Source organism: Paenibacillus silagei (assembly GCF_017874735.1).
GTDB lineage: Bacteria > Bacillota > Bacilli > Paenibacillales > Paenibacillaceae > Paenibacillus_AQ > Paenibacillus_AQ silagei.
Genome location: NZ_JAGGLV010000007.1, coordinates 30044 through 46463, shown reverse-complemented (window position 1 = coordinate 46463; position 16420 = coordinate 30044). Strand labels below are relative to the sequence as shown.

Genomic DNA, 16420 nt, shown 5'->3' with positions numbered 1-16420 from the left:
ATACTTAGGCGGGCCAGATGAATACGGCTAAGGTTCCGTTCCCGACATGGCTGCCCACGACAGGGCCGACATTGGTCAGAACCTTCTCTTTCAAGGTGAAATGTCCGGCTAATTCCCGCAGGAACTCTTCGCCGGAAGCCGGTTCAGCTGTATGACCCACGGCCACATGTATTGTATTCACACCCGGCAGATCTGCCTTGAACAGCTCGATCATGCGGGCAACTGCCTTCTTGCGTCCCCTGACCTTCTCTACCGCATAGATAATGCCTTCCGCATCAATGGACAGGATCGGCTTGATATTGAGCAGCGTACCCAGGATGGCCGATGCCTTGCCGATTCTGCCGCCCTTTTGCAGATATTCCAGGGTATCCACGAGAAAATACAGCTTGCGGGATTGGCGCAGACTCTCCACCTTCGCCAGAATCTCCGCAGGAGCATGCCCCTGCTCCGCCAGCCGGGCGGCTTCCACGACCATGAACCCGAAGCCGTATGAGGCGGAGAGGCTATCTACCACGGTGATAGCTTCTCCCTCCTCTTCCAGCATGGATTTGGCCATGACAGCAGACTGGTAGGTGCCGCTTAAGCCGGAGGAGATGTGGAAGGACAGGATTGAGCTGCCCGGATGCTGCTCCTGTATACGGCGGTACACATTCATATATTCTACAGGAGACGGCTGCGAAGTGGTCGGCAATTGCGGCGAGCGGGGAAGACGCTCGTAGAACTGTTCCGGAGTCATATCCACATTATCCCGGAATGCCTCTTCGCCGAACATCAGCGTCAGCGGAACGACTTCAATGCCGTACTGCTCCGCCAGAGCAGGCGGGATATCGGAGGTGCTGTCGGTAACGATTACGGTACGATTCATAATGTTCCTCCCCATGCTATGATTTGGCTGCGCCACTCATTTAAGAGATTCTACGGCTCAACTGAGAAAAGATAATAGTACAGCGGCTGTCCGCCTTCATGAATCTCTACCTCAACCTGCGGGTACGTCTCTTCCAGCCAGCTGCCGAGGGCAACCGTAATATCCGCCTCAGTGTCTGCACCGGTCAGCACAGTAACGATCTCGTCACCATTCACCAGCATGCTTGACAGCAGCTGCTTGCTGACCGTAAGCAAATCATCGGCAGCTGCAACAATCTTGGAGCTCTCGATGCCGATATACTGACCGGATTTGATCTCCAGATTCTCCATAACGGTATCCCGTACAGCATTGGTAATCTGTCCGGATTTGACCTGGGCAATCGCCTCCAGCATATTGCTGGTGTTGGTATCAACCGCATCCTCTTCCTGGAAGGCAAAGGCAGCCGAGATCCCCTGGGGGATACTCTTGCTTGGAATCACTGTAATCTCACGTTCGCCCTCCAGCAGCTCCTTGGCCTGCTGCGCAGCCAGGACGATATTGGAGTTATTCGGCAGAATGTAGATATGCTTGGCCGAAATGGAAGAGATCGCATTCACGAAATCCTCTGTGCTGGGATTCATCGTCTGGCCGCCGGCCAGGATCGCATCCACACCCAGACTGCGGAAGATATCCGAGATTCCGTCTCCTGAGGAGACCGCAATGAAGCCGTACGGCGCCAGATCATCTGCAGGAGGAACCGCCGGCGCCGGCACGCTGGCCTTCTCTTCCGGGATATCGGCGAAGACATCCGGCATCGGTGCGATGTCCATGCCGGCAGTCAACAGATCGCGGTGCTGCTCACGCATGTTAAGGATGTGAATCTGGGTAATCTCCCCGTGGACGAGCGCCAGGTTAAGCACCTCTCCGGGAGTCTTGGAATGCACATGCACCTTGATTGTCTCATCATCCGAGATGACGATGATTGAATCCCCGTTAACTGATAACGCTTTCCGAAAAGCTTCCTCATCAAAATCCGCTTTCACGGATGCGCCAAGCTGACGGTTAATGAAAAATTCCATATCATATAAAAATTCAATGTCTTCCGTATGGAGCTGTGATTGCGCGGAAGATTGTACGGAGGACAACGCATGCTCACGTTTGGATAGCACAGGCGCCGGCACAGCTACAGGGGCCGCAGCTTGTCCTTGCACAGGAGTCTGTACAGGTGCTGAGACTGCTCCGCTGGTCAGATGCTGGTGGAAGCCTTCATAGATGTAGACCAGACCCTGGCCACCCGAATCCACCACGCCCACTTGCTTCAGCACAGGCAGCAGCTCAGGTGTATGCGCCAAGGCTTCCTTGGCTTTGGCCAGAACTTCGGTCATCAGCTCGATAATATCCGTTGTGCGGCGTGCATAATACACTGCATGTCTTGCAGCTTCCTTGGCAACCGTAAGAATGGTGCCTTCAACCGGCTTCACCACTGCCTTATAGGCGGTATCTACCCCGGTCTGCAGTGCTGCAGCGAACTGCTGTGTGTTAAGCTCATCATATTGGGCCGCATAACGTCCAAGACCTCTGAACAGCTGTGACAAAATAACGCCGGAGTTCCCCCGCGCGCCCATCAATAGTCCCTTCGACAGCACTCCCGCACATTGACCGACAGAGGCTGTGTTGTTTCTCTTCAATTCGTTCGCGCCTGCGGTCATAGTCAGATTCATGTTCGTGCCCGTATCGCCATCCGGCACCGGAAACACATTCAATGAATTGACATGCTCGGCATGCTGCTGCAGCATTTCCGCACCGGCTAGTACCATTGCGGTAAAATCTGTCCCGTTTATAGAACGCTTACTCAATGAGAATTCCCCTTCCTAACTTCATGCCTAATCAATTCGATGATCAACTGGACATAATGCACTAATTTATATTGTACTATAAGAGTCTGCAGAAATAAATGTTTTTGAATCGGTTGACGAAGCAATTTTTGCTGTGATATGATATTCAAGTATTGTTTTACGCAGGTGTAAGTAACAAGGAGGTGTAATCTATGTCCCGCACATGTACAGTAACAGGCAAGAAACCGGGCAGCGGTAACCACGTGTCTCACGCTAACAACCGCAACCGTCGCTCTTGGGGAGTTAACGTTCAGAAGGTTCGTATCTTGGTGAACGGCAAACCGAAACGCGTGTACGTCAGCACCCGTGCTTTGAAATCCGGTAAAGTTGAACGCGTCTAGTTTCCGATCATTACCGGGCCTGGCGATATCTCATACCAAGTAGAAACGGACATGCCGTTCTTACACAGACGGTATCCGTTTCAGCGAGAATAGAAGAGATATTATATTTGTAGCAAAAAGCACCCTTTACATTCGTAAGGTGCTTTTTTTCATATTTACTTGTCTTCTTTAACCTAACTCTTCTGAAACGTGTTCAAAATCGCTTTAACAAAACCTCCCAAAAATCTTGGCAGCTTGAACGTATAAAATTTCATAATTAACCCTCCCATCAATTCATGCCGTGCAGTAGGAGACTATCCTGTCTAGATGAAAAATATACCATCGATTGCAGACCTCCGCAAAAAAGGCTACATGAGATTTCTGCTCATGTAACCATATTTATGCGACCACAACTTGGCCTATACCTTCCGTATGCGAATGCAGCAGATTGAGGGTCAATTCGTTCAATAGTAAATGGGCGTCATCACCTATTGCCGGACAGCGCTGTCCGCCGCCTCTCGAATGGCCTTGATCGCTCCTGCGCGGTCGCTGCGGCCGAACACTGCATTACCTGCCACAAGCACATCCGCCCCCGCTTCAGCAACAAGTGGTGCCGTAGCTTCGGCTACTCCGCCGTCTACCTCGATAAGCAGACCCTTGTGATGGATCTCTTCAGCCCACTCCCGGAGCTGCGTAATCTTATGCAGTGTGCGCGGAATGAAGGCCTGCCCGCCGAAGCCCGGATTGACGGTCATTACAAGCACCATATCCACATCCTCCAGGACCTCACGCACCGCAGCAGCCGGCGTAGCCGGATTAATGGCCACCCCTGCCATCAGGCCGAGCTCCTTGATCTGATGGATTACACGATGCAGATGCACGCAGGCTTCGGCGTGTACCGTAATCACAGAAGCGCCCGCTGCCGCAAAATCAGCGATATAGCGTTCCGGGTTCTCAATCATTAAATGTACATCCAGAGGTAAAGAAGTATGGGATCTCACCGCGGACACAATCGTGGGACCCAGCGTAATATTCGGCACAAAATGTCCGTCCATCACATCTACATGAATCCAGTCCGCACCGCTGGCTTCCGCTTCGGCCACCTCTGCGCCCAGCGCTGCGAAATCTGCTGACAATATGGAAGGAGCAATTTTTACCATAAGTTTAGTACCTCCGCTTTTTATCTTTCATTTCATTAAAGAACAGCTTGTAATGCTCGTAACGGCTGTCTGCAATATCCCCGGACTTCCAGGCTTCTATCACCTTGCAGCCCGGTTCGTGCAGATGGCTGCAGCCGCGGAATTTGCAGTTCTCCGCATAAGAGGCGAACTCCCGGAAGCACACGGACAGCTCATCCACTCCCAGCTCCAGGAAATCCAGCTGGCTGAAGCCCGGAGTGTCGGCCACAAATCCTCCATTACCTATATCCATCAGCTCTACATGGCGTGTGGTGTGCCGTCCGCGCCCGAGACGGAGGCTGATCTCTCCTGTCTCCAGCGCCAGGCCCGGTACAAGGCGGTTGAGCAGTGTGGACTTCCCTACGCCCGACTGTCCCGAGAAGACGCTGATGATACCGGCCAGACGCTGACGCAGCTCATCCGCACCTGATCCGTTCAGCGAGCTTGTGACCATGACCTCGTAACCAATCTGCTCATATAGCGCTTTGACAGCTTCCGTAGCCTGCCCTTCATCATCGGCCAGATCCTGCTTCGTGAGCACAATCAGCGTCTCCAGGCCGGAATGCTCGATATGAACCAGGAACTTGTCCAGCAGATTAAGATTCATATCCGGCTCCCGCACGGAGAACAGCAGCACCGCGAGCTTCACGTTAGCCACCTGCGGGCGGATCAGCTCCGATTCACGGGGAAGCAGCTCATCTACCATGCCCTCCCCGTTCTCGGTCAGCACATAGATTACCCGGTCACCGACCAGCGGCGCAATTCCTTTCTTCTTCAGAATGCCGCGCCCCCGGCACTGTACCGCCTCTTCCTCAGTTACAATCTGTTCATCCTTGAGCGGCTTAACATAGTAATATCCGCTTAACGCTTTGATTATGATTCCTTCAGGCATACATGCTGAGCCTTCCTCTCCTGATATTTACGCAAATGACCCAAGTGTGTAGAACCCCGGGTCATTTCGCTGCTTCAGCCCTGCCCGTATTCCCGGCAGCCCGGCTGAAGCTTATCTCTGTTCTATTATTTATTGCCTTTATCTTTGCCTGGCTTGTTGTCAGAGCCCTTACCGTTAGCTTTTCCCTTACTGTTGCCCTTGCTGAGGGCGGAAGCCAGCTCATTGTTATTCTGTCCGTTACCCGGAACATAACCCGTCTGGTCCGTCTCGCCCGTCACCTCTCCTTCTCCAGTGTCCGGCGGAATAATCGCCGGCTCTGCTGTCGGCTCGGGAGCCGGAGTCTCAGTAGGCTGAACAGGCTCGGTAGGAGCAACTGTCGGTGCAGGCGTCTGTGTCTCCACCGGAGGCGGTTCAGGCTGCTGCACCGTGTTATTTTTGACATCGACATAAGTGATCGGATAAGTCTCCAGGAACTCCCCGTCCCGGTATACAGATACCATGCCGTCTTTATTAGGGGCAAGCAGCATGTTCACGGATAGGGTCTGGCTTTTGCCAATCGTGCGCGTGCCCCACTCCTGGTTCTCGCCTCCGTTACGCGCATCGGCAAACACGATACGGATCTTGCTCTTCTTGCCTTCCGCAGCCGGTGCTACCGGCACATTGAACGTAAATTCCAGAGCTTCCGGAGGATATCCTGTGCTGATATAGATCGTGATCTTCTCACCTGGAGGAACCAGATCCCCCGGCTCATAGGCCCATTGCTTCGTTACCTTGCCCTTCTCGTGGATGAAGCTTGGCTCTTCCTTGACCGCGTCCAGCACTAGACCTACACTCTCCAGCGCAGCCTTGGCTTCCTTCTCCGTCTTCCCGATGAGATCCGGCATTTGGGTGCTTTCTTTACCTTTGCTCACGATTAGCTTGATAGTTACCGTCTCAGGATCATACTCTGAGCCTGCAGCAGGCTCAGAGCTAATGACCTTACCTTTGGCAAACTCTTCACTATAGCGTTCATCTGGTGTTGCAATTCTATCCTGGGCAATACCAAGGGCAATCAACTCCTTGACGGCATCGTCATAACTCAGGCTAGAGACATCCTTAAGCTTGGGAAGAACCTTGGCGGAACTTACCGTCAGAATAATATGAGTTCCTTCTTTGACCATCGTATTGGTCTTGTTCTGCTTCCAGACAATATTCTCTTCGAAATTAGGATTATACTCAACCAGCGCAGGCTCCTCGGCAAACAGCCCGACAGCCTCAAGCTCAGCCTTGGCCTCCTGGAAGGTCTTCCCCGTCACCGCAGGCACCGAGACTTCATCGACCGACAGCTTGGAATTGACATACCATACAATTCCGGTCATGGCGATTAACACGACCAGCGTAAGGCTGATCCACAGCGCTGCACGGCTCTTGCGCTTCACAGCAGCAGGCGGCGGAGCTTCCTCCATACTGCGGATTCGCTCCTCTCCGCCGCCACGGCTGCTAAGCCCGCGCTGCAGCGGCTTGATCGCCGGAATGATGCGTGTTCTGTCCTCATCATCATCGTCCTGGAACAGCATCTTGGCTTCGCTGCGCCGTTCAGGCAGCAGACAGGTCTCCAGATCCTGCAGCATTTGCTTGGCCGACTGGTAGCGCTCCTCCGGGTTCTTGCGCATCGACTTCAGGATTACATTCTCCACGCTTTGCGGAATCAGCGGATTCAGCAGTCGCGGCTCCTCGAATTCCTCCTGCAGATGCTTCAGCGCCACGCTGATCGGACTCTCCCCTAAGAAAGGCAATACACCCGTAAGCATCTGATACAGTACGATGCCCAGGGAGTAGAGGTCCGACTTCTCGCCTGTAGTTACGCCCTTGGCATGCTCCGGCGAGAAATAATGCACGGAACCGACCACAGACCCCGTCTGGGTAATCGTAGTGGACGTAACCGCCCGGGCGATCCCGAAGTCGGTAACCTTAACCCGCCCGTTACGTCCAATCAGAATATTATGAGGCTTAATATCGCGGTGAATAATCTGGTTCATATGCGCATGATCCAGCGCATCACAAATCTGCGAGGCAATCCGCACGGATTCATCCACTTGCATCGGTGCCCGCTCTTTGATAATCTCATTCAGGTTCTTGCCTTCAATATATTCCATAACGATATAATGGACTTCATCTTCCTGGCCGACATCGTATATGCTGACTACGTTGGGATGAGATAATGATGCAGCTGATTGCGCCTCCCGCCGAAACCGGCGGATGAATTCCTCATCATGCACAAATTGATTGCGCAGTACTTTGATAGCAACATTCCGGTTAAGCAGAATATCATGGGCTCTATAGACAAGCGCCATGCCTCCTCCGCCGATCCGTTCGATGACTTGGTAACGGCCGCCCAATTCGTGACCGATCATCTTTCCCACTCCTTTGTCTCGGGCACTGCGGCCTCTCCTTGGTGTTCCAGCATAGCAACGCTTATATTATCGCTGCCGCCCGCAAGCAATGCCAGTTGAAGTAATCGCTCTGCTCTTTCTTCCAGAGATATTTCATTAATTCCGGCTACCTTGCCCAGATGCTCCAGACTGACATAATTGCTGAGTCCATCACTGCACAGCAGCAGGAGCTCACCAATTGCAAGCGTAACATATGCCAGATCCGCGGATACCACTGTATCCGTCCCCAGCGCCCTGGTAAGCACATTGCGGCGCGGATGATTATCCAGCTCCTCCAGACTGATCTGGCCGTTCCTGAACAGCTCATTCACCAGCGTATGGTCCTCGGTTAGCTGCCTGGCTTCACCGTCCCGGATCAGATAAGCCCTGCTGTCTCCGATATGGCCGATATAGCCTGCCGACCCTTTCAGCAGTGCAGCAACGATGGTGGTCCCCATATTATGGAGCTTCTCATCGCTCTGAGCTTCTCTGTGAACTGTGTTATTGGCTTCCATGATGGCGGTAGTCAGCGCTTCCTTCAGCTCTGCCTCCGGGAGATCAGGCTCCAGCTGGTCCAGAATACCCCTGACCGTCTCAAGTGCAAGCCTGCTCGCGGTATCGCCAGCCAGATGCCCCCCCATCCCGTCGGCAATAATGCCGAGGGTATAACCGTGGCGCGTAGCGCCGATCCAGACTGAATCCTCATTGACGGTACGTACCCGGCCAATGTCGCTGGCTTGAACTGTCCTGATCAAATATCCTCACCCCAACTCCATATGTTTGGCGCGCAGCTGTCCGCATGCGGCCGCAATATCATGGCCTTGCTCACGGCGGATGGTAACATTCACGCCATGATCGGCCAGTATACGCTGAAATTCAAAGATATCATTGCGGGAAGTCCGGACATACTTGCGCTCAGGCACATGATTGACCGGAATCAGATTCACATGGCAGAGCATAGTCTTGAGCACACCCGCCAGCTCCTCTGCATGCTCCTTCTGATCATTCACGCCGCCGATCAAGGCATACTCGAAGCTGATCCGGCGGCCTGTCTTAGCCTGATAGTAGCGCAGGGACTCGATTACATCGTCGAACGGATAACGGCGGTTCACCGGCATCAGCTTGGAACGGAGCGTATCATTAGGAGCGTGAATCGAGATCGCCAGATTAATCTGTGTATCTTCATCGGCGAATTTGTAGATGTTCGGCACAATTCCGCTGGTGGATACGGTGATATGGCGCTGGCCAATATTCAGGCCCTTCTCATGGATCATCAGACGCAGGAATCTCATGGTTGCATCATAGTTCTCGAAGGGTTCGCCTGTCCCCATAATGACAATGCTGCTTACACGTTCGCCGCGCGCATCAAGAATCTGCTGGGAACGGACAACCTGGGCAACGATCTCCCCTGCAGTCAGATCCCGCTTGAGACCGCCAAGGGTAGATGCACAGAAGGTACAGCCGATCCGGCAGCCTACCTGGGTGGTCACACACACGCTGTTGCCGTAATTATGCTTCATAATAACTGTCTCAATCGCATGATCATCATGCAGACCGAACAGGAATTTCACGGTGCCATCCTTGGACTCCAGCTTCGTAATCTCGGTGAGTGCCGAAATACTGAACTGATCAACCAGCTTGGCTCTGAGTGCCTTGGAGAGGTTGCTCATGGATTCGAAGTCATTGACCCGCTTCACATACAGCCAGTCAAAGATCTGCCCGCCGCGAAAAGCAGGCTCTCCATTGTCCTTGGCCCATTGCTGCAACTCTTCTAAAGAAAAATCATATATTAAAGGTTTCATTGTATTTTTGCACCTGTGCTTTCATAAATTATATGCGTATTGTTTCTCATTCTTCCTATTTTAACACAAAACTCAGAACCGGTAAAAGAAAAGCCCGCCGCGCGGAGGAATCTGCGGGCGGGAAGCTGTAGTCCTGAAGCACAATCACTATATTACAAGAGTCGCTCCAGCCGGGCAATATAGAAGCCGTCGCTGCCATAATGATGCGGGAGCAGCTGCATGCCGTCACCAGCAGCAAGCGCGGTTCCCTCCAGCCGCTCCCAGACGGCTGACTTGAAGCTGACCTGCGCGAAGCCGGGATTGCGCTCCAGGAAAGCAGCGACAACCCGGCTGTTCTCCGCCTGCTCGGTAGTACAAGTGCTGTAGACCAGCACGCCTCCCGGCTTCAGCAGCCCGGAGACCGATTGCAGCAGCTCAAGCTGCAACGCAGCTACGCTTGCAATATCCTCCGGCTGCTTGCGCCATTTCAAGTCAGGCTTGCGGCGGATGACCCCAAGCCCTGAGCAAGGAGCGTCCAGCAGAATCCGGTCATAGGATTCCGGCTGGAGGGCTGCACCCAGCTCCAGGGCATCCCCGCTTGCGGTGGTAATGCATTCCAGGCCGAGGCGTGCTGCCTGCTCGGCAATCAGCCCCGCTTTATGCTCATGCAGGTCATTAGCCAATATGGAGCCTTCGTCCTTCATCAGCTCGCCCATGTGGGCACTTTTGCCGCCGGGGGCTGCGCAGCAGTCCAGCACCTTCATTCCGGCTTCGGGAGCGACAACCTCGGCTACCAGCATCGAGCTCTCATCCTGAACGGACAGATAACCGTCCCGGTACCAGGAGGTCAAGGCCAGATTGCCGCCGCCTCTGATAACCAGCCCGGCAGGACTCACCTTCGATTCTGCGGCATCCAGACCAGCTTCAAGCAGTTCTGCCAGCATGGCCTCCCGGCTAATCATTGTTGTATTGACACGGACACTGACTGCAGGCGGCTCATTATTCGCCGCACACATGGCTTCTGCCGTATCCGGGCCGTATTCCGCCGACCAGCGCTGCACCATCCACAGAGGATGGGAGTGCAGGATGGAGATCCGCTCTTCCCGGCTCAGCCCCTCAGGCAAGACCGGCAGATCTCCGGCCCGCAGCACACTGCGCAGCACGCCATTGACCATTCCCGAGATGCCCTGATGGCCGCGTCTCTTGGAGATATTCACAGCCTCGTTAACGGCTGCATGCGAAGGCACACGGTCCAGATACATGATCTGGTACAGACTTAACCGCAGCAGGCTCCGTACCCAGGGCTGCAGCTTGGCCATCCCTTTGCTGACGAAGCTGCTGAGGACATAATCGAGGGTAATCATCCGTGATAGGGTTCCGTACACCAGCTCTGTAGCAAGTCCCGTATCCTCCCGGCTGAGGTCCGCTTTCTGGAGGGTGCTTCCCAGCAGCAGGTTGCTGTAAGCACCCTGTTGCTCTACGCGCACCAGAATATCAAGAGCAACCTCACGCGCAGAAGCTGGCGCAGCAGGCTTGCCGCCCGGCCGATTCCGGCCCGCTCCGCCGGTTCTGCCCGAGGCAGGCTTTGTGCCGGAGGCCGTAGGCTGATTGCCGGAAGTATGCAGACGTTGTCCGCCGCCTCCCTTACCGCCCGCGCTCAACCGAGCACCGTGCCGGGTGCGAGGGTTGCACCACGGCTGAAGTCGGCTGCGCTCATGGCTTTTTTGCCGGCAGGCTGGACGCTTGTAAGCCGAAGCGTCCCGTCACCCGTCTTCACCTCAACGCCGCGTTCGCTCACGGACAGCACAGTGCCCGGAGCCGCGCTACCGCCCGGCTGTTCCTCCGCCTGCGGCTTCACCGCTGCCCATGCCTTGAAGGTCTCGCCGTTCCACAGGGTGAACGCACCCGAGAACGGCACCAGGCCGCGAATCTGGTTGTATAGCTCCAGCGAGCCCCGGCTCCAGTCGATCCGTTCATCTTCCCGGTTTAGATTCGGCGCATAGGTTGCTTCACTGTCATCCTGCACGGCAGCTTCTACACGGCCGGCTGCCAGTCGCGGCATCTCTGCCTTGAGGAGCTCCCGTCCGGCCACGCTTAGCTTCTCGAACAGCGTGCCTGAAGTATCCTCATCCTCTATCTCTACCTCCACCCGCGAGATCATATCTCCGGTGTCCAATCCTTCCGCCATATACATCAGTGTCACACCGGTCACCTTCTCGCCGTTCATGATACAGCGCTGTATCGGAGCACCGCCCCGGTACTTGGGCAGCAGCGAGCCATGAACATTCACACATCCGTTCGCCGGCAGCTCCAGAACGCTCTTCGGAAGAATCTGTCCATAAGCGGCGGTAACAATCAGATCCGGCTCATAGGCAGCCAGCTCAGCCACCGATTCAGGGCGGCGCAGCCGTTCGGGCTGAAGAACAGGCAGTCCCAGCTCCAGAGCAGCCGCCTTCACCGGGGAAGGGGCCAGCGTCTTCTTGCGGCCTTGCGGCCGGTCCGGCTGAGTCACCACAGCCACTACCTCATAGCCTTCTTCCAGCAGCATCCGCAGGGAGGGGACTGCAAAGGCCGGTGTTCCCATGAACACTATTCTCATTTCATTCACTCCTCAGTTTCACTGCGTTCTGCTGTGTATTCATAGACCTTCTCAGCAATGTCTGTGAACAGCACGCCATTCAGGTGGTCGATCTCATGCTGAAAAGCCCGGGCTAGCAGGCCGCTTCCGGTAATGGTCACTTCCTCGCCCTCGCGGTTCAGGCCGCGTACAGTTACTGTCTCTGCACGGCGGACATCCCCGTTCAGGCCGGGAATACTCAGGCAGCCTTCGGGTCCGAATTGCTCCCCGTCCATACTGAGAATCTCGGGATTGATCAGCTTGATCAATCCATGCTCCTCATCGGCATCGATTACAATCAGCCGTTTCAGAATTCCTACCTGCGGGGCTGCGAGACCTACGCCTTCCGCGTCATACATCGTATCTGCCATATCATCGAGCAATTTTTGTACATTGGGGGTAACGGTGGTTACCGTCTTCGCTTTTTTGTGCAATACTTCATCCGGTTCTTTCACAATCAGCCTGATTGCCATTTACACTAACACCATCCTTGTTCAAATATAAGAATGTATATTTTTCACGCTATACATTATCCTTCTATTTCTCGCCGAAACGGCAGGGCAAAACCGCCTTACCATTGTAACACGCCCGAGAATTACATCAACATCTGCGGATCGACATCGATGCTGATCTGCAGCCCCTTATCGCGGACAGAATCCTCCAGCTCCTCCGCCACCTGTCGGGCCAGCGCAATGGCGTCAATCGCACCGCGCCATTTGATAATACACTGGAACCGGTAACGCCCCTTCAGCCGGGGCAGCGGCGAGGCCACCGGTCCCAGCAGATCCAGCGCATCCGAGGAGAGCTTGTCCAGACTGCCGTACCAGCGCAGCTGTCTGGCTTTGCCCTGAATGCTGAGCGCATAATTCTCCGCAAGCTTCAGCAGCAGCGGAAGCTGCTCATGCGACAGGGTGACCAGAATCAGACGGCAATAGGGCGGGTAATGCAGCTCTTTGCGGTGCTTCAGCTCATCCCGGACGAATGAACGGTAATCATGCCCGCTGGCATGGATAATCGAATAATGCTCCGGTGTATACGACTGGACCACCACCTCGCCGGGGAGCTGATGCCGGCCCGCGCGGCCGGCAACCTGCGTCAAGAGCTGAAAGGTCTTCTCCGCCGCCCGGAAATCAGGCAGATTGAGTGCAGAATCCGCAGTAATGACCCCAACCAGCGTTACATCGGGGAAGTCAAGTCCTTTGGCGACCATCTGTGTGCCCAGCAGCACATCGGCCTTCTTGTCCCTGAACTGGTTCAGGAGCTTCTCATGCGAGCCTTTCTCCGTGGTCGTGTCCACATCCATACGTATAACCCGGATACCGGGGAACAGCTTGCCCAGCTCTTCTTCTACCCGTTGCGTCCCTGTCCCGAAGAAGCGGATATGCTCACTGCCACATTCCGGGCATACCTTGGGTGCAGGTTCTGCATGCCCGCAGTAATGGCAGCGCAGATTATCGCTTCGGCTGTGATAGGTCAGCGAGATATCGCATTCCGGGCAGCCGGCAACGTAGCCGCAGCTCCGGCACATGACGAAGGTCGAGAAGCCTCTGCGGTTGAGCAGCAGCACTGTCTGTTCGCCACGCTCCAGCCTGCTCACCAGAGCGGCATGCAGACTGCGGCTGAACATGGAGCGGTTACCTTCCTTCAGCTCCTCACGCATGTCAACGACAGCCACCTTCGGCAGCTCGTTGCCCAGTGCGCGGCTCGGCATCTCCAGCAGAATCGGCGAGAAGTGGATGTCACTCTGCGATCTGGCGGCATGATAGCTCTCCAGTGAAGGTGTTGCAGAGCCCAGAATTACCACGGCCCCGCCCTGCTCTGCCCTGCGGACAGCCACATCACGGGCATGATATTTCGGATTCTCCTCCTGCTTATAAGAGCCTTCATGCTCTTCATCCATGATAATCAGGCCCAGATTGGCGAACGGGGCGAACACGGCTGAGCGTGCTCCGACCGCAACCATCGCCTTACCTTCGCGGATCTTGCGCCACTCGTCATAACGTTCGCCGACAGACAGGCGGCTGTGCATCACCGCCACCCCGCTGCCGAACCGGCCCTTGAACCGTTCCACCATCTGCGGTGTCAGCGCAATCTCAGGCACCAGCACCACTGCCTGCCGACCCTGCTCGATACAGCGCTGGATCGTCTGGAGATAGATTTCCGTCTTCCCGCTGCCGGTCACCCCGTGCAGCAGGAAGACTTCATGCGTCTGCTGCTCGACAGTACCCACAATCCGCTCATAGACCCTCTCCTGCTCCGCTGTCAGCGGAAGCGGTGTGCTTGGCTTGAAGTCCCGTCCCCGGTAGGGATCACGGTAGACTTCGATTTCGCTGATCTCTATATAGCCTTTGTCCGCAAGCGTCTTGAGCGTGCCCGCAGTGACCTGAAGGATCGCCAGAATATCCTTGAGCGGCATCGGCAGCATGGCTTCCATATCAATCAGGTAGGAAAGCACTTCCTTCTGGCGCGCTGAACGCGCGGGGAAGCTGGAGAGCGACTCCCGGGCTGCTGACAAGCCAATAGCCAGGTCAACGGCCTTGAGCTTCTTTTTGCCCATCTTATCCTTGATCGACTGGCTCTCTGCCAGGACTCCGCGCCGCACCATGAACTTAATCGTCTCCGCAGCCTCGGGGAAGGTACGGGTCAGCAGCTTCATGGATACTTCGCTGTGACGCCTAACGAAGTCAATGATCTGCTGTTCTTCGTTGTCCGCCTCAAGAAAGAGCGGAAACAACTCATCTGCGGGGGCGCTGGACGTTTCCTCTGTATCTCCAAGCGAGATCAAACGCTCCGCTTTGCCCTTCAGGGCAGTCGGAAGCATCGCCTGCAGTGCGGAGATCCGTCTGCAGGCGTATCTTTGGCTCATCCAGTCGGCCAGCTCAACCAGCTCCGGCGATAGGGGAGGAAGCAGATCCAGTACTTCTACAATCGGCTTCATCCGGGAGACACTGCCGGTCTCCCCTGATTCCAGGGACACTACGAACCCCTGGACCGTACGGGGGCCGAACGGAACAGCGACTCTGCTGCCCACTTCAATCCACAGCTTCAGAGCATCCGGGATAATATAGTCAAACGGCCGGTCGGTGCTGCGTACAGGAACATCGACAATGACCTTGGCAATATCCATTATATTAAGGCTCCGGCAACACGCTCAGCCGCCAGCCGCAGAATCCGGCGCGCCACCTCATCCTTGGAAGCCAGCGGAAGATCAAGCACCAGGCCTTCGGCATCATACACTTTGACGATGTTGGTATCCGTACCGAATCCCGCGCCCTCCATGGCCACATCATTGGCTACAATCAGATCGAGGTTCTTGCGGACCAGCTTGTCCTTGGCATAGACCTCGGCATTTCCGGTCTCGGCGGCAAAGCCGATCAGGAACTGCTTGTCCTTGATTCTGCCCAGGCTCTCCAGAATATCAGTCGTCTTCACCAGCTCAAGCGTCATGGTGCTGCCGCTCTTCTTAATCTTCGAGTCACTGCTCTCGCGTGGACGGTAATCCGCAACCGCCGCTGCTTTCACAAGAATATCGCAATGACTCCAGCGGGCCATGACTGCATCGTGCATCTCCTGTGCTGACTGGACGCGGATCAGATCGATACCGGCATCACGGGGCGGCGCCTCATCGGTACGCGCGGCAATCAGCGTCACCGCAGCACCCATGGCGCGCGCGGCGCGCGCGAGCGCGAAGCCCATTTTACCCGAGGAATCATTGGAGATATAACGGACAAGATCAATACGTTCTACCGTGCCTCCTGCGGTAATTACCACTTTTTTGCCGGCAAGCGGTCCGGAGGTCTTCTCCTTCTGCAGTACAAAAAAGTTCTCAACCACCTTCACGATCTCTTCCGGCTCCTCCAGCCGTCCCTTGCCCACATACCCGCAGGCCAGCAGCCCTTCACCGGGCTCAATAAACTGAACACCCCGGTTATAGAGGGTATCCATATTGCTGAGGACCGCCGGATGCTGATACATATGGACATTCATCGCCGGAGCTACCATAATAGGCGCTGTTGTAGCAAGCAGCGTGGTGGACAGCATGTCGTCTGCCAGCCCATGGGCCATTTTGGCGATAATGTTGGCCGTAGCCGGCGCAATCAGGACCAGGTCGGCAGCGTCAGCCAGATCAATATGTGAAATAGAAGACGGGTCCCGCTCCTGGAACGTATCACTGTACACCCGCTGCTTCGACAATGACTGGAGCGTCAGCTCCGTAATGAACTGCTTGGCCGATGCTGTCATAATGACATGCACCTCGGCGCCCTTCTGGGTAAGCTTGCTGGTCAGCGCCGCGGCCTTATACGCAGCAATTCCGCCGGTAATTCCGAGTATAATCGACTTCCCTTGTAAGCTCTTCAATCTGATCTCCCTCCGTTCCTCAATCTGCACCCATTCTATATCCAGCTATGAAAAGAAGAAATGAAAATCTTCATATTTACGGCTTCGTTATGTCATATTTACGCTAAAAGAAGCCTGCGCTTC

The 16420-nt window shown here is 55.1% G+C and carries 14 protein-coding genes; 1 reads left to right on the top strand and 13 read right to left on the bottom strand.

Annotated features, from left to right (window positions below; all coding sequences use genetic code 11):
• Positions 1 to 4: 4 nt before the first annotated feature.
• Together J2Z70_RS12185 and J2Z70_RS12180 are read right to left on the bottom strand one after the other, a co-directional pair.
• Positions 5 to 865, bottom strand: a complete 861-nt coding sequence (locus J2Z70_RS12185; RefSeq protein ID WP_036729383.1) for a DegV family protein — start codon at positions 863 to 865, stop codon at positions 5 to 7.
• Positions 866 to 915: 50 nt separating this feature from the next.
• Complete coding sequence (locus J2Z70_RS12180; protein WP_209873115.1) at positions 916 to 2700, bottom strand: DAK2 domain-containing protein; 1785 nt, start codon at positions 2698 to 2700, stop codon at positions 916 to 918.
• A gap of 191 nt (positions 2701 to 2891) precedes the next feature.
• Between J2Z70_RS12180 and rpmB the strand changes: the two genes are divergently transcribed.
• Complete coding sequence (gene rpmB, locus J2Z70_RS12175) at positions 2892 to 3080, top strand: 50S ribosomal protein L28 (protein ID WP_076074411.1); 189 nt, start codon at positions 2892 to 2894, stop codon at positions 3078 to 3080.
• 173 nt (positions 3081 to 3253) lie between these two features.
• Here the strand turns inward: rpmB and spoVM are convergent, their stop codons facing one another.
• From spoVM to coaBC, 11 genes are all read right to left on the bottom strand, one after another.
• Positions 3254 to 3334: a stage V sporulation protein SpoVM gene (gene spoVM / locus J2Z70_RS12170; protein ID WP_020431362.1), complete on the bottom strand. Its 81-nt coding sequence runs from the start codon at positions 3332 to 3334 to the stop codon at positions 3254 to 3256.
• A gap of 213 nt (positions 3335 to 3547) precedes the next feature.
• Complete coding sequence (rpe, locus tag J2Z70_RS12165) at positions 3548 to 4219, bottom strand: ribulose-phosphate 3-epimerase (RefSeq protein WP_209873113.1); 672 nt, start codon at positions 4217 to 4219, stop codon at positions 3548 to 3550.
• Positions 4220 to 4223: 4 nt separating this feature from the next.
• Complete coding sequence (gene rsgA, locus J2Z70_RS12160; protein ID WP_036729391.1) at positions 4224 to 5129, bottom strand: ribosome small subunit-dependent GTPase A; 906 nt, start codon at positions 5127 to 5129, stop codon at positions 4224 to 4226.
• Positions 5130 to 5254: 125 nt separating this feature from the next.
• Positions 5255 to 7522, bottom strand: a complete 2268-nt coding sequence (gene pknB, locus J2Z70_RS12155; RefSeq protein WP_209873110.1) for a Stk1 family PASTA domain-containing Ser/Thr kinase — start codon at positions 7520 to 7522, stop codon at positions 5255 to 5257.
• Complete coding sequence (locus J2Z70_RS12150) at positions 7519 to 8295, bottom strand: Stp1/IreP family PP2C-type Ser/Thr phosphatase (protein WP_036729396.1); 777 nt, start codon at positions 8293 to 8295, stop codon at positions 7519 to 7521. Before J2Z70_RS12150 ends, pknB begins: the two co-directional genes overlap by 4 nt.
• A 6-nt stretch (positions 8296 to 8301) precedes the next feature.
• Positions 8302 to 9342, bottom strand: a complete 1041-nt coding sequence (gene rlmN, locus J2Z70_RS12145; protein WP_036729399.1) for a dual-specificity RNA methyltransferase RlmN — start codon at positions 9340 to 9342, stop codon at positions 8302 to 8304.
• Positions 9343 to 9494: 152 nt separating this feature from the next.
• Positions 9495 to 10982 carry a 16S rRNA (cytosine(967)-C(5))-methyltransferase RsmB gene (gene rsmB, locus J2Z70_RS12140; RefSeq protein WP_281068148.1) on the bottom strand — a complete coding sequence of 496 codons (1488 nt, stop codon included), beginning with the start codon at positions 10980 to 10982 and terminating at the stop codon, positions 9495 to 9497.
• Positions 10979 to 11920, bottom strand: a complete 942-nt coding sequence (gene fmt, locus J2Z70_RS12135) for a methionyl-tRNA formyltransferase (RefSeq protein WP_209873107.1) — start codon at positions 11918 to 11920, stop codon at positions 10979 to 10981. Before fmt ends, rsmB begins: the two co-directional genes overlap by 4 nt.
• Positions 11921 to 11925: 5 nt before the next feature.
• On the bottom strand, positions 11926 to 12411 hold the full coding sequence (gene def / locus J2Z70_RS12130; RefSeq protein ID WP_036694508.1) for a peptide deformylase: 486 nt from the start codon (positions 12409 to 12411) through the stop codon (positions 11926 to 11928).
• Between the two features lie 122 nt (positions 12412 to 12533).
• Positions 12534 to 15065: a primosomal protein N' gene (priA, locus tag J2Z70_RS12125; protein WP_209873104.1), complete on the bottom strand. Its 2532-nt coding sequence runs from the start codon at positions 15063 to 15065 to the stop codon at positions 12534 to 12536.
• The gene (gene coaBC / locus J2Z70_RS12120; RefSeq protein WP_209873102.1) at positions 15065 to 16297 is read right to left on the bottom strand and encodes a bifunctional phosphopantothenoylcysteine decarboxylase/phosphopantothenate--cysteine ligase CoaBC; all 1233 of its coding nucleotides are present in this window, start codon (positions 16295 to 16297) and stop codon (positions 15065 to 15067) included. Before coaBC ends, priA begins: the two co-directional genes overlap by 1 nt.
• Positions 16298 to 16420: the final 123 nt, after the last annotated feature.

Bases quoted from the DNA above. Each gene is read 5' to 3' on its own strand.
- J2Z70_RS12185 (WP_036729383.1), bottom strand. From the start codon at position 865: ATGAATCGTACCGTAATCGTTACCGACAGCACCTCCGATATCCCGCCT.
- rpmB (WP_076074411.1), top strand. From the start codon at position 2,892: ATGTCCCGCACATGTACAGTAACAGGCAAGAAACCGGGCAGCGGTAAC.
- spoVM (WP_020431362.1), bottom strand. From the start codon at position 3,334: ATGAAATTTTATACGTTCAAGCTGCCAAGATTTTTGGGAGGTTTTGTT.
- rpe (WP_209873113.1), bottom strand. From the start codon at position 4,219: ATGGTAAAAATTGCTCCTTCCATATTGTCAGCAGATTTCGCAGCGCTG.
- rsgA (WP_036729391.1), bottom strand. From the start codon at position 5,129: ATGCCTGAAGGAATCATAATCAAAGCGTTAAGCGGATATTACTATGTT.
- pknB (WP_209873110.1), bottom strand. From the start codon at position 7,522: ATGATCGGTCACGAATTGGGCGGCCGTTACCAAGTCATCGAACGGATC.
- rlmN (WP_036729399.1), bottom strand. From the start codon at position 9,342: ATGAAACCTTTAATATATGATTTTTCTTTAGAAGAGTTGCAGCAATGG.
- fmt (WP_209873107.1), bottom strand. From the start codon at position 11,920: ATGAGAATAGTGTTCATGGGAACACCGGCCTTTGCAGTCCCCTCCCTG.
- def (WP_036694508.1), bottom strand. From the start codon at position 12,411: ATGGCAATCAGGCTGATTGTGAAAGAACCGGATGAAGTATTGCACAAA.
- priA (WP_209873104.1), bottom strand. From the start codon at position 15,065: ATGGATATTGCCAAGGTCATTGTCGATGTTCCTGTACGCAGCACCGAC.